15 protein-coding genes are annotated in these 21,590 nt (G+C 47.7%); all 15 read left to right on the forward strand.

Going from position 1 to position 21,590, the window contains the following annotated elements:
* Positions 1–162 precede the first annotated feature (162 nt).
* The 15 genes from M1L66_RS00505 (at position 163) to M1L66_RS00575 (ending at position 21,539) form a co-directional block, all read left to right on the forward strand.
* Positions 163–1,521, forward strand: a complete 1,359-nt coding sequence (locus tag M1L66_RS00505) for an extracellular solute-binding protein (RefSeq protein WP_187023506.1) — start codon at positions 163–165, stop codon at positions 1,519–1,521.
* Positions 1,522–1,670: 149 nt separating this feature from the next.
* Positions 1,671–2,555 (forward strand): carbohydrate ABC transporter permease, encoded by an 885-nt coding sequence (locus tag M1L66_RS00510; RefSeq protein WP_110323545.1) that lies wholly within the window; start codon positions 1,671–1,673, stop codon positions 2,553–2,555.
* A gap of 16 nt (positions 2,556–2,571) precedes the next feature.
* The gene (locus M1L66_RS00515) at positions 2,572–3,384 is read left to right on the forward strand and encodes a carbohydrate ABC transporter permease (RefSeq protein ID WP_434690178.1); all 813 of its coding nucleotides are present in this window, start codon (positions 2,572–2,574) and stop codon (positions 3,382–3,384) included.
* A 5-nt stretch (positions 3,385–3,389) separates the two neighbouring features.
* Positions 3,390–5,666 (forward strand): glycoside hydrolase family 3 N-terminal domain-containing protein, encoded by a 2,277-nt coding sequence (locus M1L66_RS00520; RefSeq protein ID WP_434690180.1) that lies wholly within the window; start codon positions 3,390–3,392, stop codon positions 5,664–5,666.
* A 1-nt stretch (position 5,667) separates the two neighbouring features.
* Positions 5,668–7,125 (forward strand): choline-sulfatase, encoded by a 1,458-nt coding sequence (gene betC / locus M1L66_RS00525; protein WP_187023509.1) that lies wholly within the window; start codon positions 5,668–5,670, stop codon positions 7,123–7,125.
* Between the two features lie 30 nt (positions 7,126–7,155).
* Complete coding sequence (locus tag M1L66_RS00530) at positions 7,156–8,127, forward strand: ROK family protein (RefSeq protein WP_434690183.1); 972 nt, start codon at positions 7,156–7,158, stop codon at positions 8,125–8,127.
* Positions 8,097–8,699, forward strand: coding sequence for a D-sedoheptulose-7-phosphate isomerase (locus M1L66_RS00535; protein ID WP_187023511.1), 603 nt, complete (start codon positions 8,097–8,099; stop codon positions 8,697–8,699). Before M1L66_RS00530 ends, M1L66_RS00535 begins: the two co-directional genes overlap by 31 nt.
* Before the next feature lie 101 nt (positions 8,700–8,800).
* Complete coding sequence (locus M1L66_RS00540; protein ID WP_434690186.1) at positions 8,801–10,486, forward strand: sensor histidine kinase; 1,686 nt, start codon at positions 8,801–8,803, stop codon at positions 10,484–10,486.
* Positions 10,487–10,499: 13 nt separating this feature from the next.
* Positions 10,500–11,249, forward strand: coding sequence for a response regulator transcription factor (locus M1L66_RS00545; protein WP_187023513.1), 750 nt, complete (start codon positions 10,500–10,502; stop codon positions 11,247–11,249).
* Positions 11,250–11,366: 117 nt separating this feature from the next.
* A complete protein-coding gene (gene yyaC, locus M1L66_RS00550) occupies positions 11,367–11,966 on the forward strand; it encodes a spore protease YyaC (protein WP_187023514.1) in 600 nt (199 codons plus the stop codon).
* Between the two features lie 62 nt (positions 11,967–12,028).
* Positions 12,029–13,369, forward strand: coding sequence for a LysM peptidoglycan-binding domain-containing protein (locus tag M1L66_RS00555; RefSeq protein WP_187023515.1), 1,341 nt, complete (start codon positions 12,029–12,031; stop codon positions 13,367–13,369).
* 99 nt (positions 13,370–13,468) lie between these two features.
* Positions 13,469–14,725, forward strand: coding sequence for a DUF5711 family protein (locus M1L66_RS00560; RefSeq protein ID WP_187023516.1), 1,257 nt, complete (start codon positions 13,469–13,471; stop codon positions 14,723–14,725).
* Between the two features lie 19 nt (positions 14,726–14,744).
* Entirely contained in the window at positions 14,745–16,724 is a 1,980-nt protein-coding gene (gene tkt, locus M1L66_RS00565) for a transketolase (RefSeq protein ID WP_434690191.1), read from the forward strand.
* A 52-nt stretch (positions 16,725–16,776) separates the two neighbouring features.
* Positions 16,777–17,721 carry an ROK family glucokinase gene (locus tag M1L66_RS00570; protein ID WP_002605511.1) on the forward strand — a complete coding sequence of 315 codons (945 nt, stop codon included), beginning with the start codon at positions 16,777–16,779 and terminating at the stop codon, positions 17,719–17,721.
* A gap of 266 nt (positions 17,722–17,987) precedes the next feature.
* A complete protein-coding gene (locus tag M1L66_RS00575) occupies positions 17,988–21,539 on the forward strand; it encodes an InlB B-repeat-containing protein (RefSeq protein ID WP_434690195.1) in 3,552 nt (1,183 codons plus the stop codon).
* The last annotated feature ends 51 nt before the right edge of the window (positions 21,540–21,590 follow it).

Here is a 21,590-nt window from a genome sequence, read left to right on the forward strand (position 1 = left end):
TAACTGATGTACCTGCGTTGTTTTTCGTAGTTTAATCGAAAAAATAAAATTGTTTATTTAGGCTAAAAGGTAAAAAAAATCCGGATTTTGGTAAAAATATACTGTTCAATTGGGAGGAAAAATGACTATAATTTGACTATAAATACTTAGGAGGTATTGAAAATGAAAAAGAGATGGCTTAGTATACTATTGACGATCAGTATGACAGCTGTGCTGACGGCCTGTGGGGGAAATAGCGCGGTACAGGAGACCAAGCAGAGCGCTGTAGAGAGCACATCGGCAGGGGAAGAGGCACAGACAGGTGAGGGGACAAAAGAAGCGGCTGAATCCACCGAGGAACCGGTTACGCTCTCCATGTGGCATATTCAGACTAATGCAGAGGATTTGACGGCAAAGGCACTTTTGGATGCGATTGCACTCTATGAAGAGACCCACCCGAATGTAAAAATTGTACAGGATGCTACTCAGGGGGAGCAGTATAAAGTGAAAATCCGTACGGCGGCCGCCAGTGACGAGCTTCCTGATATCTTTTTTGCCTGGGGATACTCATTTGCTGAAGATTTTGTAAAATCGGGAAAAGCCCTGCAGATGGATTCCTGGCTGGAGGATGGGACAAAGGATAAGATAAAACCAGGCCTGCTCAGCGTTCTCTCCTACAACGATGCCGTATACGGCCTGCCGGTAGATTTTTCCGGAATGCTGATGTACTATAATAAAACTGTATTTGAGGAAAATGGTTTGGAGATTCCTGATACGTACGAAGACCTGGTAAATGTGGTGGATGCCTTTAAACAGAAGGGAATTGCTCCAATGATTATGGGTGGTAAGGCCATGTGGCCTCTGACCGCTATGTTTGAAGATTTTTCTATCCGCACCGTAGGCGCAAAAACCTGTCTTGATGTGGTATCGCAGCAGGATACCATTAACCAGGAGGGATTCGTAAAGGCTGCGGATTATTTACAGAAGTTTTTGTCCAATAAGACACTGACTGAGGACAGCATGACAATGATTCCGCCAGAGGCCAATACGAAATTTGCTGCGGGTGGTATCCCCATGACCTATAATGGAACGTGGTCTATTGGAGTATTTGAAGGTGAAGGCTCTCAGGTGAAGGATCAGCTGGTGGCAAAACCCTTCCCGTTGATCGGAGGCGAGCTTAATAATCCAGAAGAATATGTGGGTGCATCTTTATCCGGATATATGGTTTCTTCTGAGACGAAGTATCCTGATGTGGCAGCAGACGCAGTGAAGTTTATTACGGAGCAGGCGGCAAAAAACTTATATCAGTCAGGAGCGGGGTTACCGGCGTGGGACGTTGAGGTAGATGAATCGCAGCTGAATCCATTGATTATTGCCGTAAATGAGTTATATGGAGGCATGACCAGGGGCGTGGCCAACTGGGACACCCTGCTTCTGGCAGATTACGTGGAGGATTATAAGAATACGACCACGATGCTGACTATGGGGGATTTATCACCGGAAGAATATACTCAGGAAATGGCGGAAATTCTGGGGAAATAAAAAACGGATGAAACCTGGAAGAGGAGCTGCTGTAAATCTGCAATCAAGTTTACAGCAGCTTTTTGTTTCATCTAATGGCGGAAATTTGACTTAGTCAGAAAAACAGCCTGTTGAGTCGAAAGATCCGGATTGGAAGAGGGGATAGCTGCATGAACAAAATGATGTCAAATAAAAAAGCAATTGCAATTTTTATATTGCCCACATTTCTTATTTTTTCCATGGTGATTCTGGTAACGATTGTCAGTTCCGGAGTCATTAGTCTTCTGGATTGGAACGGTATGGGAGAGGCCAAATTTGTAGGGATAAAGAATTATCAGGCATTGTTGCATGACAAGGTTTTTCGCAGTGCAATCGGAAATTCTTTTGTTTTCCTGGCCTGCACATTGATTTTGCAGCTGCCGACAGCCGTAATCTTAGCAGTGCTGATTGCGGACTGTGTCAGGGGGGAAAAGCTGTACCGGACCATTTACTTTATACCGGTTATCATTATGACCTCCGTAACTGGGCAGCTTTGGATGAAACTGTATGATCCGCTTATCGGTTTGGTAAATCAGTTTTTGGGAGCTGTGCATTTAGAACAGCTGCAGCGTAACTGGCTTTTTGATAAGAAGACAGTTATGATAGCAGCGACACTTCCCAGTGTATGGCAGTGGATGGGATATCATATGCTGATCGTTTATTCTGCAATTAAATCGCTGCCAAAGGAGATTTACGAATCGGCGCAGATTGATGGAGCGGGTCGGTTTAGGCTGGCGTGGAATATTACGATGCCCAATATCATGCCAATGTTAAAGGTGAGTGTTACCTTCATGGTAGTAGGATCCATGAAAGCATTTGACTTAATCTATATATTAACGGAGGGCGGACCGGTACATGCTTCCGAGGTGCCTACAATTACGATGTATAAGACAATTTTTTCAAAGTATCACTATGGTCCGGGAAGCGCCATGGCGATGGTAATTGTTGGTATCTGTCTGTTTTACGCGCTGGTAGTCAACAGGCTGTTTAAAAAAGCGGAAGAAAGGCTGGAATAGTATGAAGAATAGGGCTTTGAAAATTATTAAGTACGCGATTTTGAATGTATTTTTAATCATACAGCTGATGCCCCTGGTATGGCTCTTTTTGTTCTCTCTTAAGGATAATAATCAGATATTTAACCGTCCGGCCTTTTCTCTGCCGGCACCGTTTGTGTTTGAAAACTATACGAGAGTGTTTCAGAACTTAAAGATACATATCTACCTGTTTAACAGCGTTATCGTGACTGTTATGACCATGCTTGTTACACTTCTTTTTGCCACTATGGCTGCCTATGCCTGTACAAGAATGCGGTTTAAATATGGAAAAGCATTGATAATGGTTTTTTTGGCGGGGATTATGATTCCGGTTCACGCATCCCTGTTACCCTTATTCATTCTGTTTAAAAATATAGGAATTTTAAATACCAGATGGTCCCTGATTATTCCCTATACCGCTTTTGCACTGCCGGTGGCACTGTTTATAATGACGGGTTTTTTAAAGACACTGCCGGTCGAATTGGAAGAGGCAGCCTGCATTGACGGATGTAATATCTATCAGGTGTTCTTTCGGGTAATTCTGCCGCTGCTAAAAATACCGCTCTCAACCATTGCCATCTTTACGTTTATCAATGCCTGGAATGAGCTGATGTTTGCATTGACATTTACGACGGAAGCCGGGATGAAGACGCTGCCTGTGGCCGTTATGTCCTTTCAGGGTATTTATATGACGGACTGGGGTCCTATTGGTGCGGCAATGTTAGTGGCTACGGCGCCTACATTTTTGATCTATCTGTTCCTGAGTGAGCAGATGCAGAAAGGGATGCTGGCTGGAGCGGTAAAGGGGTGAGTGTGGTGAAAGAAATCTATCGGGACAGCAGCTGTTCATCCGAGGAGCGGGCAAAAGATCTGATTAAGCGGATGACTCTGGAAGAAAAAGCAGCGCAGCTTAAGTCCATACCTGTTGTAGAGGCAGAGGTGTTTCAGGGGAAGGTGCAGATAAATGGGCTGGAAGGGACGTTAAAAGACGGGATTGGGTCATTTCAGCTTCCAGGAAGAAGTTTTTGTCCTGAGGACAGTGCAGCCGTTATTAATCAGATTCAAAAAATGGCTATGGAGGAGAGCAGATTTTCCATACCGGCACTGATTCAGGAAGAGTGTTTAAGCGGTCATGTAGCGAAGGGGGCCAGCATGTTTCCAAAGCCAATTGGCCTGGCCTGTACCTTCGATTTGGAGCTGGTGAGATCGGTTTACCGGGCAATCGGTTCGGAAGCTGCATCCAGAGGCGGAAATCAGGCGTTTACCCCGGTTTTGGACCTGGGAAGAGACCTAAGGTGGGGAAGGCTGGAGGAGACCTTCGGCGAAGACGTGTATCTCGTTTCTGAAATGGGGTATGCTGCGGTAACGGGTCTGCAGGGTGGAGAAGATGGCGTTGAGGAAGGTTTTTTGGCCGCATCGGTCAAGCATTTCGCGGGATACGGCCAGTGTGATGGGGGACGCAATTTTGCGCCTTGTCATGTTACAGAGCGGATGCTCTGGGATGAAATTCTGCCTCCCTTCAGACGAGCGATTATGGAAGGAAAAGCCCGGGGAGTCATGCCATCCCATTCGGAAGTAAATGGAGTTCCATGCCATGCCAGCTATCAGTTGCTGAAAGAAATTCTGCGGGATAAATGGGGATTTGATGGTGTTGTCATTTCGGATTATTATGATATCGGCAGGCTGGAGAGTGTGCACCGCATTGCAGACTGCGGACTGGATGCCGCCGTTGCTGCGCTGCGGGCTGGAGTGGACATGGATCTGCCGGATGGGAAGAGCTATATGGTTCTTCCGGAACTGTGCAGAGGAAATGCAGAGCTGTCTGCCTGCCTGGACCAGGCGGTAATGCGGGTACTTCGACTGAAATTTGAACTGGGGTTGTTTGAACAACCGTTCACTGATCCGAAGAAGGCCAGAAAACTGGTGCGCTGCGGGGAACACGGAAAATTAGCCTTCCGTGCTGCCGCTGAAAGTCTTGTTCTGTTAAAAAACGAAAACGGGATTCTTCCGCTTTTGACGTCCGTGCCGCTTAAGATTGCCGTAACTGGTCCATGTGCCCATCCAGTACATTTCAGCTATTACAGTACAGCGCCGGCTGAAGGTGTCAGTATTTTACAGGGGATCGAAGAGGCGGCAGCAAAGCTTGGGGCAGAGGTATTCTATGAAAAAGGCTGTGGGTTAACAAAGCAGGAAATATCGATGGATACAGAGGTTGATGCGACCATGATAGAAGAACCCGAGCTATATACGTTGGAAGAAGAGGAAGTGTGTTTAAACAGGGCGGTGCGTCTTGCCAATACGTGTGATGTTGTGGTGGCGTGTGTAGGGGGAAGCGCTTCGACCAGCCGGGAAGCAATTTTTAAAAATAATAGCTCCGGAGATAATGATACACTGGAACTGGCGGGACAACAGAGAGAACTGCTTTGCCGTCTCAGCAGCACGGGAAAACCATTGATTGTTGTCTCTGTGGGAGGAAAGCCATATAGCAGTGCGGAACTGTACGATCAGCCATCCGCTGTTCTCCAGTGCTTTTATGCGGGACAGGAGACCGGGAGTGCGGTAGCGGAAGTCCTGTTTGGTATGGTTAGTCCATCCGGGAGGCTTCCGGTGACGATACCTTATAACGTGGGTCAGATGCCGGTCTACTATAGTCAGAGGGATTCCGGCCTGATGAAAGGCTATTTATTAGGGGCAAAGAAAGCGCGTTATCCCTTTGGATATGGACTTGGCTACACAACCTTTGAAATTTTTGATATTTCTGCCAGCAGCGAGAGCTTTCTGCCGGGCGAGAAGCTTACCATCAGCGCCTGGATTCAGAATACCGGACAGAGAGCGGGTGTTTGCGTGCCACAGTTTTATATACGGGATAGAAAATCTTCGGTTACCAGACCTGCAAAGGAGTTAAAGGGATTTTTAAGGGAAGAACTGGAACCGGGGGAAAAGAGGCGTGTGGACTTTGATGTGTCTGAGGAGATGCTGTGTTTTACCCGATTGGACGGAACCTATGGGAGTGAACCGGGCGACTTCGAAGCTATGATTGGCGTAAATGCCTGGGACTATGTATCGTGCACATTCACGCTGAAGGAGAAATGAAATGGAAAAGTATAATATAGTAATGATTATGGCGGATCAGATGACTCCATATATGATGAGTTGTTACGGAAATAAGGAAGTGATCTGCCCAAATATAGAAGGACTGGCGCAGTCAAGTATCTGTTATGAAAATGCTTATACATCGAATCCGCTCTGTACTCCTGCCAGGGCTTCGCTCATGACAGGGAAGTATACGTCAGCGCTGCACTGTTACGATAATGCATCAGCATTTTCCTGTGAGGAGCCTACATTTGCCCATTATTTGTCCAATGCGGGATATGATACTGTTTTGTGCGGAAAAATGCATTTTGTAGGGGCTGATCAGCTTCATGGCTTTTCCAGAAGACTGACTACTGATATTTATCCTTCAGGATTTTCATGGCTGCCCAACTATGTCGATGAGGAAAACCATATTCTTCAGTCGGAGGCATGGGGAAATGCGATTCATTACAATGCCCGGACTGCGGGACCGCGGAAATGGAATGAGGGGTTGCAATACGATGAAGAGACCCATATGAAGGCAAGGGAGTATCTGTATACCCATGGAAGTTCTGCCCAAAATCCATTTTTCCTCTGTGTCTCGTATCACCATCCCCATGATCCGTTCAACCCGCCCCAAAAGTACTGGGATTTATATGAGGGAAAGGATATCACCATCCCGGATATCGAGAATGCCGCACAGGAAGGGGATACAATTCTGGACAAGTGGCTGAATACCGGATTTCACAGAACGGATATATTTCCTGTGAAGGGAAGAGAAAATTTGTATGCAGTTAGACGGGCATACAGTGCCCTGGTCACTTACATAGATGATAAGGTCGGTGAATTGATAAGTGATTTAAAGGAAACAGGATTGTATGAAAAAACTATTATTATTTTTACAAGTGATCACGGGGATATGCTGGGGGAGCGAGGTATGGTTCAAAAGCGATGCTTCTATGAGTGGTCCAGCCGCATCCCGCTGTTGATTCACTATCCGGACAGCCGGAGCGAAAGGGTTCGTACACCTGTGTCTATTGTGGATTTAGCACCTACGCTGGCAGATCTGAGTGGGGCGGCCCGGATGGAGGAGGTGGACGGTATTTCCCTGGTGTCAAAAACGCTGGCTGTAGATCGCCCTGTTTTTTGTGAATCCCATGGCGAAGCAATTCTTTGGCCCTGCTATATGGTCAGAAAGGGTGCCTACAAGTATACTTATATTCATGAGAAGGAGACGCAGCTGTTCTGCCTGGATACAGATCCGGAGGAAAGGATCAATCTGTCTGGAACAGCGGAGTACAGTGAGATTGAGGAAGAACTTAAAGGGCTGATCTTAAACCGGTTTAATCCGCAGGAAGTGCTGGACTATCTGGATAAATCAATACGAAAAAAGAAAATCGTAAAAGAAGCAATGGAGAAGACAGAAACTGCCTGGGATTACGTTCCGGCAGTGGATGAGAGCGAGCGTTTTTCTAGATAAAGAATAGGCAGGAAAAGGGGGAAGGGCTGCATGTACATAGGAATTGATATAGGAGGAACAAAATGTGCTGTAACTGGCGGAATGTTTTTGGACGGACGTATAGAAATCGTTCATAAAAAGAAGATTGAGACGCCAAAAGACCGGTCGCCGGAGGAGGTTATTGAAATTCTTGCGGATGAAGTTATGAAATGGAGCGAAGAAAAGACTTCGGTAGGAATCAGCTGCGGCGGTCCGTTAAACAGCCGGGAAGGAATTATTCTGTCTCCCCCCAACTTAACAGGCTGGGATCATGTGTGCATTACCAGTATTCTGGAAGAGCGTCTGAAGATTCCGGCATATCTGCAAAACGACGCAAATGCCGGGGCACTGGCAGAATGGTTATTCGGAGCCGGAAAAGGAATGAAAAATCTGATATTTCTCACGTTTGGGACGGGAATGGGTGCAGGGCTGATCTTAAATGGCGGACTTTATGCAGGTGCTCAGGACCTGGCGGGAGAAGTTGGGCATATTCGGCTGGAACCGTATGGACCTGTGGGATTTGGAAAAATGGGATCATTTGAGGGTTTTTGCAGCGGCGGCGGAATTGCTCTTTTGGCGGAAGCGGCGGCGAAAGAGCGGGAACAGCAGGGACGAGGGACGGTTTATTGGGGGCCGGGTAAGACAATTACCGCGAGATGCGTGGCTGAATGCGCAAAGCGGGGGGATGAGACTGCGACAGAGGTATTTCGCATCTGCGGAGAAAAGCTGGGAAAAGCTCTGGCTCTTCTCATCGATACGCTGAATCCGGAGATGATCATACTGGGAAGTATTTATGGAAGATGCCGGGTGCTGTTAGAGCCGTCCATGAGGCAAGTGCTGGAACGGGAGTGTCTGCCAGGGGCACTTGAAAACTGCAGGATTCTGCCGGCTGTTTTAGGAGAAGAGATTGGGGACTATGCAGCACTGGCTACTGCTGTTTATGGGAGGAAAGAATGGAACTGTATGACAGATATCCGGCACTGAGAAGCTGCCGTTTTGAAATTGAAGAAACTGTCTCTATAGTGGAGAAGGCACTACAAAAAGGAGGGAAATTACTGCTCTGTGGAAATGGTGGGAGCAGTGCGGACTGCGATCATATCGTAGGGGAATTGATGAAAGGATTTTTGAAAAAGCGGCCGGCAGCAGTGCCGGAAGCTTGGAAAGATAACGGAGAGGCTGTTAAGCTGTTTGCTCAGCTGCAGGGGGCGCTTCCGGCTATTTCCCTTTCGGCTCAGTCAGCAATTGTGACGGCTTATGCAAATGATGCAGACCCGGATATGGTATATGCCCAGTTGACGTATGGATATGGAAGAACTGGGGATGTATTGGTAGCAGTATCGACGTCCGGAAATTCAGAAAATGTATTAAATGCGGTAAAAACAGCAAACTTTTTGGGTTTAAAGACGGTAGGGCTGACAGGAGGAATCCAAAGTAAGATGGATTCGCTCTGTACGGTAACAATTAAGGTTCCTGAGACTGAAACTTATAGAATTCAGGAGCTTCATCTGCCTGTTTATCATTATCTGTGTGCGAGACTGGAAGAATATTTTTTTTAAGAAACGGCCATTTTTTTGGCCGTTTTTGCGCCATCCTGGAAACAATTATCTTTTTAAACAAAAGAATTCCGGAAAACATGAAGGGAGAAAGAGAGGGGAATATGCAATTTGTAAAAAGAGCTTCCATTGGTATGAAGATGATGGTTTTTACCGGAGCGCTGTTTTTATTTTGTACGGTCTTAAGCGCCTTTATCTATTGGAGCGTGATTGAGGGAGCCAGCAGGCGGGAGATGGAACGGATTTCAGGGCAGACCTTAAGCTCAATCAATGATGGTATGAACAGCCAGTTTGAATATATTCACAGATTTGCGGCTGCACTTATGATGGGGAATGCTTTTCAGGCTATGGTAAACCGCCAGAATACGGAACCGAGTCTGGAAGCACAGATTGGAATGGAGCGCACCTTATATAATATTACGGAGTTTTCGGACCAGATAGAGGCTGTTATTTTCCGCGATTTAAATGGAAAACTTTATGGTGTTAAGCGAAGCGGGGAGACAATTGGAAATTTAATTTTAAAAGAGGACGCGGAGCTGTTTCTCGAGGTGGCCGATTATAAGGGCAGATGGGATATACTTCCTGAAGCATTATTCTCCGATTCAAAATCACATATTTCTATGGTATTTGATTTACAGAGTATAACAGATTTTCAGGAGATGGGCATAGTTGTAATCGAGATTAGTATGGATAAATTAAGCAGCGCTTTCCACGACACGCTGCATCGATATGATCTGGATATAAAAATTCAGGACAGTCAAGGAAGCGTAATAAAGGATTTCGACAAGCTGCCGCAGAAATATGAAAAGGGAAGCTGTATTGCCCGCCTGGCAGTGGAAAATGAAGGTTTTACATGGGAGTATACGAGTGCCACACCCATGGTAAGAATGGATGACGCGTATTTACAAAGCAGAAAGATTACGTTGATTGTGCTGGCAATAAACAGTTGTGTTTTGTTTCTTGGTATTTATGTAATTATCAGAGGCTTTTTACTGCCGTTAAAAAGGATGGTTGGGGTAATCGACCGGACAGGAGAAGATGTATTGGTTCATGTGGACTTAAAATCGGATACATTGGAACTTAGACAGCTTGAGAAAGCTTATAATTGCATGACTGATCGGATAGAAAAGCTGCTTGAGCGAATTATGGCAGAGCAGAAAAATTTGCGAAAGATGGAATTGAGTCTGCTGCAGGCACAGATTAATCCTCATTTTCTGTATAATACTCTAAATGATATCAGTGCACTGATCGTGACAGACCGAAAGGAACAGGCCTGCTACGTAGTAAAAGCATTCAGCAATTTCTATCGGAGAACGTTAAGCAAGGGCAAAGATGTTATTTCTTTAAGAGAAGAACTGATGATAGTGAATGACTATCTAATAGTACAGGGGATTCGTTTCGAGTCAGTTTTTATTGTGGAACGGGAGATTGATGAGAGTCTGTTGGAAGTCAGTGTGCCAAAGCTGATGCTGCAGCCCCTCGTGGAAAATGCCATTTACCATGGCCTTAGACCACTGGGGCACAGGGGGACGCTTAAAATAACGGTGAAAAAAGAGATAACAGGAACGATAGGTGTAACTGTTGCTGATGATGGTGTGGGTATGTACGAAAGCCAGATTCGGGATATTTTAAATGGAAACAGAGAATCTGATGGGGGACAGGGATTTGGACTGCAGAAAACGATAGAACGTATCTGCCTTTATTTTGGAGATACAGATTGTGTGGAGCTTCACAGCTGTCCGGACAGGGGAACAGAGATTACGATACATGTAACTGATTTTAATGGTTAAGGAGAAGGTAAAAATGAATATCATGATTTTGGATGATGAAACGCTGGCCAGGGATTTAATTAAGTACTGTGTACCCTGGGAAAAACTTCATCTGGATTTGGTGTATGAGGGGGGAGACGCGGCAGGAGCACTGGATTTTATGGAAGAAAACAGGGTAGATATTATATTGACGGATATTACCATGCCGGGCTTAGATGGCCTGGAGTTTACCAGAGAAGTGCGCAGGAAATGGCCGGATACGGAGATTATTGTTATCACCGGTTATGACGAGTTTGAGTATGCCAGAAAGGGGCTGCGTTTAGGGGTTTCTGACTTTATTTTAAAGCCGGTTGATGGGGCAGAGCTGGAAAAGGCATTGTCGGAAATATTGTACCGAAAAGCAAGATCCAGGGCAACTCTGCCGGAGATTGCCATGGGTGGAAAGAGGGAGCAGGGGCTTATCGGAAATGTAATGGAATATTTGGAGGAAAATTATATGGACATGGAAATGGGGCTTGGAAAGCTTGCGGATCAATTCCATGTGAATGCCAGTTACCTGAGCAGGATGTTTAAGCAGCAGTCAGGAGTAAACTTTTCCGAATACCTTTTTGAACTGCGGATGAAAAAGGCTATGCGGAAATTGGAGCAGGCTGATGAGGAATTAATGATTTATAATTTGGCAGAGATGGTAGGATTTTCGGATGCAGACTATTTTGGAAGATGTTTTCGCAAATATACCGGGATGTCATTCAGCCAGTACAAGAAACATAAAAGATCAGAGTAAAAGCTGCTTTTAGAAATGCGATGGTCAATTGCTTTGTATTCTATTCCCTGTGAATAATTCCCGAATTCACGGCTTATAATAGAACAGAGAACAAGAAGGACATCAAGGCAGGAAATTATGAGACTATGGGAACGCATCGCAATCCGCGGCAATCGGGAAGTTTATTATTATGATACAAAACAGTCCTTCGAGGCGGAAGAGTTTGCTTCGAGGCTTTATGATTTGATATGTACGGAACAGGAAAACGGAAAGACGGCGGGGGTTGTGTTCCTTTGTATCGGCACCGACCGCTCCACGGGAGACAGTCTGGGACCGTTAATTGGGTACAAGCTGAAGGAAAAGCGACTTGAGCGGGTGGAGATTCTGGGAACGCTGGAACGCCCCGTCCATGCCATGAATTTAGAGACCTACCAGGCTATCCTTAAATTTCAGTATCCGGATCATGTGGTGGTGGCGGTGGATGCCTCGGTGGGGAACATCGAGCATATCGGTTATGTGACCCTTGGGAAGGGATCGCTGAAGCCCGGGCTTGGAGTCAGCAAGGAGCTGAAGGCGGTAGGCGACATTTTTATCACGGGTATTGTCGGAAGCTGCGGCAGCTTCGATCCCTTAATGCTTCAGAGCATCCGGCTGTCTGTCGTCATGCGGATGGCGGACTGCATCAGCAGAAGCATTTATCTTGTCGAAAAGTTATGGGAAAACGCTTCCCTCATTTGACAGGTTTTGCGCTCATCCTGTGCTATGATTCATTGGATTAAAATGAATAGCGGGGTGAGCCTATGGGAGAATTGTACAATCCGTTCCCGAAGCTGCCGAAGAATATACGGCAGATCGGGGAGCGTGACCAGATCGTAAAATTGTATGTGGAAGACTACGTGAATACGTATTTGAGACGTCTGTATCCGGCGGGTGGACAGGACCTACGGGTCGGCCTACTGCTCGGAAGCGTGGAAATGAATGATGGGACGCCGTATATCTTTATCGACGGCGCCATGGAAATGGAAGATGTGACGGAACAGGGCCAGAAAGTGGTCTTTTCAGAGCTCGCGTGGAAAAAGGCGTATCAGAGTGTGGAGCAGCTGTTTCCGAAACGGTCCGTCCAGGGCTGGTTTCTGTGCGGAGCGCCCGGAAATGATTTAAGTCCTCTCAATTACTGGAAGCAGCATGTCCAGTATTTTCAGGGACCCAATAAGCTGATGTATTTGAGCAGTGGTGCGGAGGGAGATGAATCGGTTTACATAACGTCAGAGGACGGATTCTATAAGCTTTGCGGCTACAGTATTTACTATGAAAGAAACCAGATGATGCAGGACTATATGGTTCTCCGGAAGGATGTGAAGAGAATTGAGTCCGGATCGGATGAGAAGGTTATTCAGGAATTCAGAAAGCGGATGGATGAGCACAAGGACGAGGTGACGGACAGGCACCAGACTCTTGGGCTTTTACGTGGTATGTGCATGGCAATGTCCATCGTGATTCTGGCAGGCGGAATCGTCATGTTTAATAATTATGAGCGGATGCAGGAGATGGAGAGCGTCATTGCGTCGGCCATACCGGAACGGGTGGAGTCTGCCCTGATGGGGAAGGATAATGCGGCGGGGAAGGATAAGCCAGAGTCTCATGTGGTGGTGGAAGAAGCGGAGGGCGGAGTCTATCCGACGACGGCTGCCGTGACAAAGGAAACCATGTCGGAGACGCAGCCGGGCGGCCAGAACGGCGGGGATGACCAGGCGGCCGGAAGTGGACAGAACGGCGGCAATAATCAAGCGGGCGGAAGCGGCGGCCAGGAGAATGCACAGACGCCGGGCGGAAATAAGGGCGCGTCTCAGGAGAACAGTTCTGACGGCCAGAGTTCAGCCGGAAACACGGCAAGCGGGCAGACCGGGGACGGCCAGAAGAGCGGAAGTGATACGGGAAGCAAGCCGGCAGAGAATGGCGGCGCCTCCCAGGCGGCGGCCGGAGGTACCCAGAGAGTGCACGTAGTTCAGGATGGAGAGACACTGTATGGGATCTGTATTTCAGAATATCACGATGTAAATAAATTAAAGGAAATCTGCGAGTTAAATGGACTGGAGGACGAAAATAAGATCGTATCCGGCCAGCAGCTTCTGCTTCCTTAAAATTTGCGGTCTCGCGGAAAGAAAAAAATAATGCGTTTCTCCTGGAAATGATGTATACTACAATCAAACCACTTACGGCATTTTTTAGGAGAAAACATAATGAGTGATTTAGACTCTATGAACAGAGAAATTAAAAAAAGACAGCTGAGACGGCAGATCGTTCCATCACCTGCCCCTCAGGAAGAAGACAGTGAGGAAATCGTCCGGAAGGCCCGAAAACGTGTCAAACTGAAACGGCTCAGGATTTTCCTGATTATTGGTGTGATCTTAATTGCGGTCGGCATTGGCCTGTTTCAGTATTTCCGGTATTACCAGTATACGGGCTATGACGTCGTGTGGGAAAAAGAGATGAAGGAAGGCAGTTTCGTGGGCTATATGGATTTTGGCGGAAACGTCTTGAAATACAGCAAGGATGGCGCTTCCTACATCGATAATCAGGGAAAAGAAATCTGGGTGCAGAGCTTTGAGATGAAGTCCCCCACGGCCTGTGTGAGCGGCAATTACGCGGCAGTGGCTGACCAGCAGGGCAACAGCATCTATATATTTGACAAGTCGGGTCCTACAGGGACGGCAACCACACTGCTTCCGATCATCAAAGCCACAATCTCGGCCCACGGCGTTGTCGCCGCGGTTCTGGAAGATTCCACCTCGAACTATATCTATTTTTATAAGAACGACGGCAATGTCCTGGACGTAAAGATTAAGGCGCTGTTAAACGGCGAAACCGGATACCCGGTGGATATCAGCCTTTCCCCTGACGGAACACAGCTGATAGGCGCGTATGCTTACTTGAAGAACGGGGCGCTTAACGGCCGTGTCGCATTTCACAATTTTGCGGAAATCGGAAAGAGCGTACCGGACCGGGTGGTGGGCGGATTTGACGAGCCCTATGAGTCGTCCCTTGTGGCGCGGGTACATTTCCTCGACGACACGTATTCCTGTGCGTTTGCAGATAACAGCGTATCCTTTTATTCGACAAAGAACGCGCTGTCGCCGGAGCTGCTTAAGCAGGTTGTGGTGGAGGAGGAGATCAGATCCGTCTTTTACTCGGACAAGTATGTGGGGATCATTGTAAATAACACGGATGGAGAGAACCCGGACCGGATGAACGTCTACAATCCCGACGGGACCCTCGTATTTTCGGAGGCGTTTCATTATCAGTACACCCAGGCCGATATTGACGGAGAGCATGTAATTTTGTATAATGAAGATTCTTGCAGGGTTTATAATATGTCCGGAAGACTGAAGTTTGAAGGAACATTTGATTTTCCCGTATCCAAGATCCGAAACGGCAGATTTCCAAACACGCTGCTGGTAACCGGGCCTCAGAACATGAAAGAGATAAGATTACAATAGACCAGGAGGATTAATACTAATGAGTAAGATCGAAACCATGTCAGTCAATGCAATTCGCGTCCTTTCCGCCGATGCCATACAGAAAGCGAAATCCGGTCATCCCGGTCTTCCGCTGGGCTGCGCTTCGGCCGCCTATGAGTTATGGGCAAATCACATGAACCACAATCCGGCAGACCCGAACTGGGCCAACAGAGACCGCTTTATCTTATCCGGCGGCCACGGCTCCATGCTTCTGTATTCCCTGCTCCATTTATTCGGTTATGGAGACTTATCAAAAGAAGATATCATGAATTTCAGACAGCTGGGTTCCCTGACACCGGGACATCCGGAGTATGGCCACACGGTCGGTATCGAAGCAACCACAGGACCGCTGGGCGCCGGTATGGCTATGGCTGTCGGTATGGCGGCTGCCGAGACTCATCTGGCAGAGGTCTTTAATAAGGAGGAGTATCCGGTAGTCGATCACTATACATTCGTGCTGGGCGGCGACGGATGCATGATGGAGGGGATTTCCTCCGAGGCGTTCTCGCTGGCAGGAACACTGGGACTGTCCAAACTGATCGTCCTCTATGATTCCAATAAAATTTCCATCGAGGGAAGTACGGATATCGCATTTACTGAGAATGTCCAGAAACGTATGGAAGCGTTCGGTTTCCAGACGATCACCGTGGAAGACGGCAATGATCTGGAAGCAATTGGACGAGCCATCGAGGAGGCAAAAGAAGACACCGAGCATCCGTCTTTCATCACCATTAAGACGCAGATCGGCTTCGGATGCCCGGCCAAGCAGGGCAAGGCAAGCGCTCACGGCGAGCCTCTGGGAGAAGAGAATGTGCTGGCGATGAAGGAGAACTTAGGCTGGCCATCTATGGAACCGTTCTACGTGCCGGACGAGGTATATGAGCACTATGCTCACCTCGCGGAAGAGAAGGCCGAGACGGAAGCCGCATGGAACGTAATGTTTGCGGCATACTGCGAAGAATATCCGGAGATGGAAGCGCTGTGGAATGCTTATCACGATGAGAACGCAGGCGAAAAAGCCATTGAGGCGTGTGCTGATTTCTGGAGCAAACCGGAGAAAGCCGATGCCACAAGAAATATTTCCGGAAAGATTTTAAATAAGATTAAGACCTGTATGCCGAATCTGATGGGTGGCTCCGCCGACTTAGCGCCTTCCAACAAGACGAATATGTCGGATATGGGCGACTTCTCCAGGGAGAACCGCGGCGGACGCAACCTGCACTTCGGTGTCCGTGAGCTGGCAATGACCGCGATCGGCAACGGAATGATGCTTCATGGAGGACTGCGCGTCTTTATCGCTACCTTCTTCGTATTCAGTGATTATACAAAGCCCATGGCGCGTCTTTCCTCGCTGATGGGAGTACCGCTGACCTATGTATTTACGCATGACAGCATTGGCGTCGGCGAGGATGGGCCGACCCATGAGCCGATTGAGCAGATGGCTATGCTTCGCGCCATGCCGAATTTCCATGTGTTCCGTCCCTGTGATGAGACCGAGACCGAGTGCGCATGGTATTCCGCGCTGACCTCCAAAAAGACACCTACGGCGCTGGTTCTGACGAGACAGAACTTAACACCGATGGAAGGCAGTAGCAGAGAGGCGTTAAAGGGCGGCTATGTGATCGATGACTGTGAAGGTACGCCGGATCTGATTTTTATTGCCAGCGGTTCCGAGGTAGAGCTGGCTGTCAATGCGAAGAAGCTTCTTGCAGACAGAAAGGTCCGTGTCGTTTCCATGCCGTGTATGGACTTGTTCGAGGAGCAGTCCGCGGAATATAAAGAATCCGTACTTCCGAAGTCTGTTCGGAAACGTGTAGCCGTAGAAGCCTTAAGCGACTTCGGATGGGGCAGATACGTTGGTCTGGACGGAACCTGTGTAACCATGACCGGATTCGGGGCCAGCGGCCCGGCAAACCAGTTGTTTGAGCATTTCGGCTTCACTGCCGATCATGTGGCCGAGGTTGCCAGATCCTTATAATGGTGACAGCACAGTCGGATAATACGAAAGGGAAAAAGGAGTATAGTTAAAAATGGGAAAGAAATGTATTGGCATTGATGTAGGCGGAACCAGTGTAAAGATCGGATTATTTGAGACTACAGGCGATCTTCTGCTGAAGTGGGAAGTCCCCACCAGAAAAGAAGAGGGCGGAAAGTATATCATCGGTGATGTGGCGGCCTCCATTTTAAAGACCCTGGAAGAGAAGCAGATTCCAATGGAAGAGGTAGTAGGCGCAGGACTGGGCGTGCCGGGACCGGTTATGCCGGACGGCTCTGTCGAGGTATGCGTAAACTTAGGCTGGCACAACGTGAATCCGGGAAAAGAGCTTAGCGCACTCCTGGGCGGTCTGCCGGTAAAGAGCGGCAATGACGCCAACGTGGCGGCCCTTGGCGAGATGTGGCAGGGCGGCGGAAAAGGATTCGATGATATCGTAATGGTAACGCTGGGAACCGGCGTTGGCGGAGGCGTTATCATCGGCCAGAAGATTATTGCAGGCAAGCATGGACTGGCTGGAGAGATCGGCCACATCCATATCCGTGACGAAGAGACAGAGAGCTGCAACTGCGGCGGCGTAGGCTGTGTAGAGCAGATTTCCAGCGCCACAGGCATCGCGCGGGAGGCCAGAAGAAAGATGGCCGCATCGGATGCCCCGTCTGCCATGAGGGAGTTCGGCGACGATATCACGGCAAAGGATGTGCTGGATGCCGCAAAAGCCGGCGATGCGCTGGCACTGGAGACGATGGAGGTGGTAGGCCACTATCTGGGCCTCGCGCTGGCACAGATATCCATGGTAGTGGACCCTGAGGTATTTGTACTGGGCGGCGGTGTGTCAAAGGCAGGACAGTTCCTGATCGATACCATTTATAAGCATTACGATAAGTATACTCCGATCTCCAAGAATAAGAGTGGAATCGTACTGGCGACCCTGGGCAATGATGCCGGAATTTATGGGGCGGCCAGACAGATATTGGATTAAGTTGAATAAATATCCTTCACTTAGTGAAATTACTAATAACAGGAGCTTTAAGTCTGTGTTTGTCACAGATTTAAAGCTCCTGTTGTTAGTGTACGCGGTGGCCACAATTGGGCAGCAGAGTCATAACAGGAGAAGAAGATACAACATGAAAAGTAGGTTCTGAACGTACAATTTTGAAGCGTAAATTATGCTGTAAGGTCGTTGTTAAAACAATTTAAGAATGATATGATTGTTATCAAAGACTTACGAAGGAGGAATTCTGTAATATGAAAAAGCGGTCAGTACGAAATCATGTTCTTCCAATTCTGCTTTCCATGGCAGTGGTTTTAAGCTCCGGCAGTTTTGCGGCACTTGCAGACAGCCTGGAAGAGAACGGCAAGAAGGAAATCATTGTTCTTGAAGAACTGCCAGGTTCAATTAGTAATCAGGTTGTTATACCTGGGACGGGAAGAGAAGATTTGAGTTTACCAGGGACTTTAAAGGCAACCATAATGACGGCATCTTCCGAAGATGCGTCAAACTATGCCAGTCCGGGAAATGCAAAAAAAATAAAGCAAAGAACAGCCTCTCCCAGCACTCCATATGAAAGGAACGTGCGGCTGCCTGTAGACTGGGATAGTTCCCCTGTATATGACAAAGAGGAAGAAGGCACCTATTTATTTACGCCTCGCTTTCCGGCAGGCTATAATCTGGCGGCAGGTGTGGATTTGCCGGAGGTATCTGTGACAGTGCAGGCAGATTCCAACAGGATAAACCGTTTGGACAGAATATTGACCGATTGGAGCTATACGGATCAGAGCAACCTGTCAAACGGGAAACTTCTCTTGGCGGGAGTCGGGAGTGAGATGCAGGCAGACGTAAAAACTATCGTAACACTTCTTCCTGATGAAGTCTCCGGTAATCTTGAAGGAGAAGATGATCCGGTAAAGGTATCAATCACTGAATGGGTCTGTCAGGACTATGTCATGGATAGTCTGGGAAACTGGCCAATTACCGGAACGTATCTTTTTCGGGCTGTCATGGAAGATGGATACCAGTGTGCCCCGGAACCTGTGATTGAGGTAATACTGGGCGGCATCAATATGCTGGCAGCTTCGGGAGACCTCACTGTAACCGGTGGCGTACCGGGAAGTGATTACGTTTATCAGGGGGGAGTACTGACTGTTAAAACGAATACTCCACTGACCATTTCGGGGCAGACTACAGCCGACCGGATCATGGTAAAGTCGGCTGAAGCTGACATAACGTTAAAAAATCTTTCCATTACCAGCAGTAATAACCGTCCCTTTGACATGGAGGGAGCTGATGTTACACTGCATTTGGTGGGAAACAACAGTTTGAAAAGTCCGATTAACCGAGCCGCTCTTTTCTGTCCGTCAGGTTCCAGACTTACTATTGAAGGCCCGGGGAAGCTGACTGCCACGATTCATGATAAAGGAGGGGCGGCAGCAATTGGCGGGGAAAGCAAGAAAAGATCAGACTCTTCATCCTACCGTGACTGGGAAGATGGGGGAGACTGTGGCGTAATCACAATTAATGGCGGTGAAATAAATGCCGAAGCCCCCATTTTGGCAGACAGTAATGCCAATGTCGGCGTTGCGATAGGAGGCTCTTCAGGAGGTCCTGTTATAATCAATGGTGGAACCGTAAACGCAATAGGGGAACATAATTCGGTTGGAATAGGGTCTGTGGGTTCTGAGTTTGATGGAATCTATATCCGCGGCGGTAAAGTAACCGCAAAAACGAAAAAAGGCGACCCTTTAAGCGATACCCCTTATAATTCCAGTCTGGGGCCGGCAATCGGCGTTGTGTCCGGCATTGACTTCACAATTGAGATTACCGGAGGTACCGTATCGGCAGAAAGTAATCCTGGATGCGCAGGGATTGGAGGAGGTCGAAATGGATACGGGGGAAATATCTATATTGGCGGCAAGGCGGATGTGACTGCCAAAGGAAATTTTGGTGCCGCAGGTATCGGCGGCGGTTATGCTCAGAATGGAGGAGGCTGCGGCAGAACCATTGTAATAGAAGGGAATGCTGTTGTAAAAGCATATGGCGGTATACATGGAGCAGGAATTGGCGGCGGTGCTCCAAGGAATAATGGTGATTCTCCAGATGGCTACAGCGGCAGCATAACGATTGCAGGAAATGCCCATGTAACTGCCAGAGGAGGAGAAGGCGCCCCCGGAATTGGCAGCGGCGGAACTACCAATGGAATTTTTGAAAAAGCGAGTATAGTAGAAAAAATTGTTATAACCGGTAATCCTGTTGTTGATGCCAAGGGGGGGACTTCCTCGGCGTGTGATATCGGGCCGGGAGCTCTGCCATCCACCGGTGCTGCAAATCCATCACCAGAGGAACGCTTTGAAGAATTTATCTGTACGGTTCCTGGAATTACCACACAAACCGAGGCAAAAAACAGCCTGACTATTCTATCAAATGGCAATTATAAGACAAAGGGCAGGGTTACGCTGGATCATTCCCTTACCATACCATCGGGAAAATCCATGATTTTTAATAATACATCTATTATTACTGGCCCAGTTACCATACCTGATGGTGCTGTCATTGAATCTGGAACTGTCAAGGATAGTTCAGGGAATACAATTGCTGGCGGCGTTTCCGCTTTTACACTGACTGTATCAGGCGGAACCGGAAACAGTCAGTTGACGAGAGGCGAATCGACACGTATAACTGCCTCCGTTCCAGCGGGAAAGCGTTTTGACCAGTGGCAGATTACCAGTGGAGACGGGAGTATTGCTGATATTCATGCTGTATCGACAATTTTTACTATGGGCGGCGCCAATACGGTGGTGACTGCTGTCTTTAAGAAAATTGACACCACTGCTGTCATAAAAAATGTGAAGGTCCTGCCTTCCAATACAACGGTTCAAAAAGGATCTGTACAGCAATTTTCAGCAGTTGTGGAAGGCACCGGTGATTTTAATTCTGATGTAACATGGAAGGTGACCGGTGCTTCGTCCTCCACGATTGACAGCAATGGATTACTGACTGTACCAAAAGATGAAAATGCAGACAGCTTTACGGTTCAGGCGATTTCCGTTTCTAATCCATTGCAGCTGGGAACATCGGTTGTAACTGTAACTGATCGACCGGTGACAAGGTATCATATTACAGTAAACGGCGGAACTGGTTCCGGAGATTATGAGTCAGGCTCTGTAGTACAGATTACAGCTGTAATTCCGTCCGGAAAATTGTTTTCCCAGTGGAATTTAGCAGGCGATGGAATAATTACAGATTCAAAGTCTGCCAGTACCTATTATACAGTTGGCAGGAAAGATACCTTAGTAACTGCAGTATTTAAGGATATCAAGCCTGAACAGCCAGATGACAATTCCGGCAGCGGCAATTCCGGCAGTCAGAGTGGCGGAAGCAGTTCATCCGAAAACAGTGCCGGTACAGGACGGCCGGGCAGCAATGTTTCCGGTGGATATTCGGGACCGGGGTCAGTCCAGAATGTAAACTGGATTTTAGAAGAAAAAGGATGGCGTATTAAAAATACTGATCAAACCTGGGTCGCAAATAGCTGGAGAGAAGTTAAGGGTATTTGGTATCATTTTGATGCTGAGGGGTATATGCAGACCGGCTGGTATACCGATCTGGATGGAAATCAATACTATCTTTCTCCAGCCGACGGCTCAGCTCAGGGAAGTATGGCAATCGGTTGGTGGCTGATAGAAGATAAATGGTATTACTTTAATAAGGAATCCGATGGAACAAAAGGAAAACTGCTGCGTAATACAGTTACTCCGGATGGATATTCCGTAGGAACAGATGGTGTTTGGATAGAGGAATAGAGGACTTAAAGAAAAAGGTAAGTTATTTACTCTCCCGGTTTTTTACGGGGA

Source organism: Hungatella sp. SB206, from assembly GCF_051132295.1.
Taxonomy (GTDB): Bacteria; Bacillota; Clostridia; order Lachnospirales; family Lachnospiraceae; genus Hungatella; species Hungatella effluvii.

What these genes read in the sequence shown, in the direction of transcription:
- M1L66_RS00545 (WP_187023513.1), top strand. Translation starts at nt 10,500, where the DNA reads ATGAATATCATGATTTTGGATGATGAAACGCTGGCCAGGGATTTAATT.
- M1L66_RS00540 (WP_434690186.1), top strand. Translation starts at nt 8,801, where the DNA reads ATGCAATTTGTAAAAAGAGCTTCCATTGGTATGAAGATGATGGTTTTT.
- M1L66_RS00510 (WP_110323545.1), top strand. Translation starts at nt 1,671, where the DNA reads ATGAACAAAATGATGTCAAATAAAAAAGCAATTGCAATTTTTATATTG.
- M1L66_RS00560 (WP_187023516.1), top strand. Translation starts at nt 13,469, where the DNA reads ATGAGTGATTTAGACTCTATGAACAGAGAAATTAAAAAAAGACAGCTG.
- betC (WP_187023509.1), top strand. Translation starts at nt 5,668, where the DNA reads ATGGAAAAGTATAATATAGTAATGATTATGGCGGATCAGATGACTCCA.
- yyaC (WP_187023514.1), top strand. Translation starts at nt 11,367, where the DNA reads ATGAGACTATGGGAACGCATCGCAATCCGCGGCAATCGGGAAGTTTAT.
- M1L66_RS00505 (WP_187023506.1), top strand. Translation starts at nt 163, where the DNA reads ATGAAAAAGAGATGGCTTAGTATACTATTGACGATCAGTATGACAGCT.
- M1L66_RS00530 (WP_434690183.1), top strand. Translation starts at nt 7,156, where the DNA reads ATGTACATAGGAATTGATATAGGAGGAACAAAATGTGCTGTAACTGGC.
- M1L66_RS00575 (WP_434690195.1), top strand. Translation starts at nt 17,988, where the DNA reads ATGAAAAAGCGGTCAGTACGAAATCATGTTCTTCCAATTCTGCTTTCC.
- M1L66_RS00555 (WP_187023515.1), top strand. Translation starts at nt 12,029, where the DNA reads ATGGGAGAATTGTACAATCCGTTCCCGAAGCTGCCGAAGAATATACGG.
- M1L66_RS00570 (WP_002605511.1), top strand. Translation starts at nt 16,777, where the DNA reads ATGGGAAAGAAATGTATTGGCATTGATGTAGGCGGAACCAGTGTAAAG.
- tkt (WP_434690191.1), top strand. Translation starts at nt 14,745, where the DNA reads ATGAGTAAGATCGAAACCATGTCAGTCAATGCAATTCGCGTCCTTTCC.
- M1L66_RS00535 (WP_187023511.1), top strand. Translation starts at nt 8,097, where the DNA reads ATGGAACTGTATGACAGATATCCGGCACTGAGAAGCTGCCGTTTTGAA.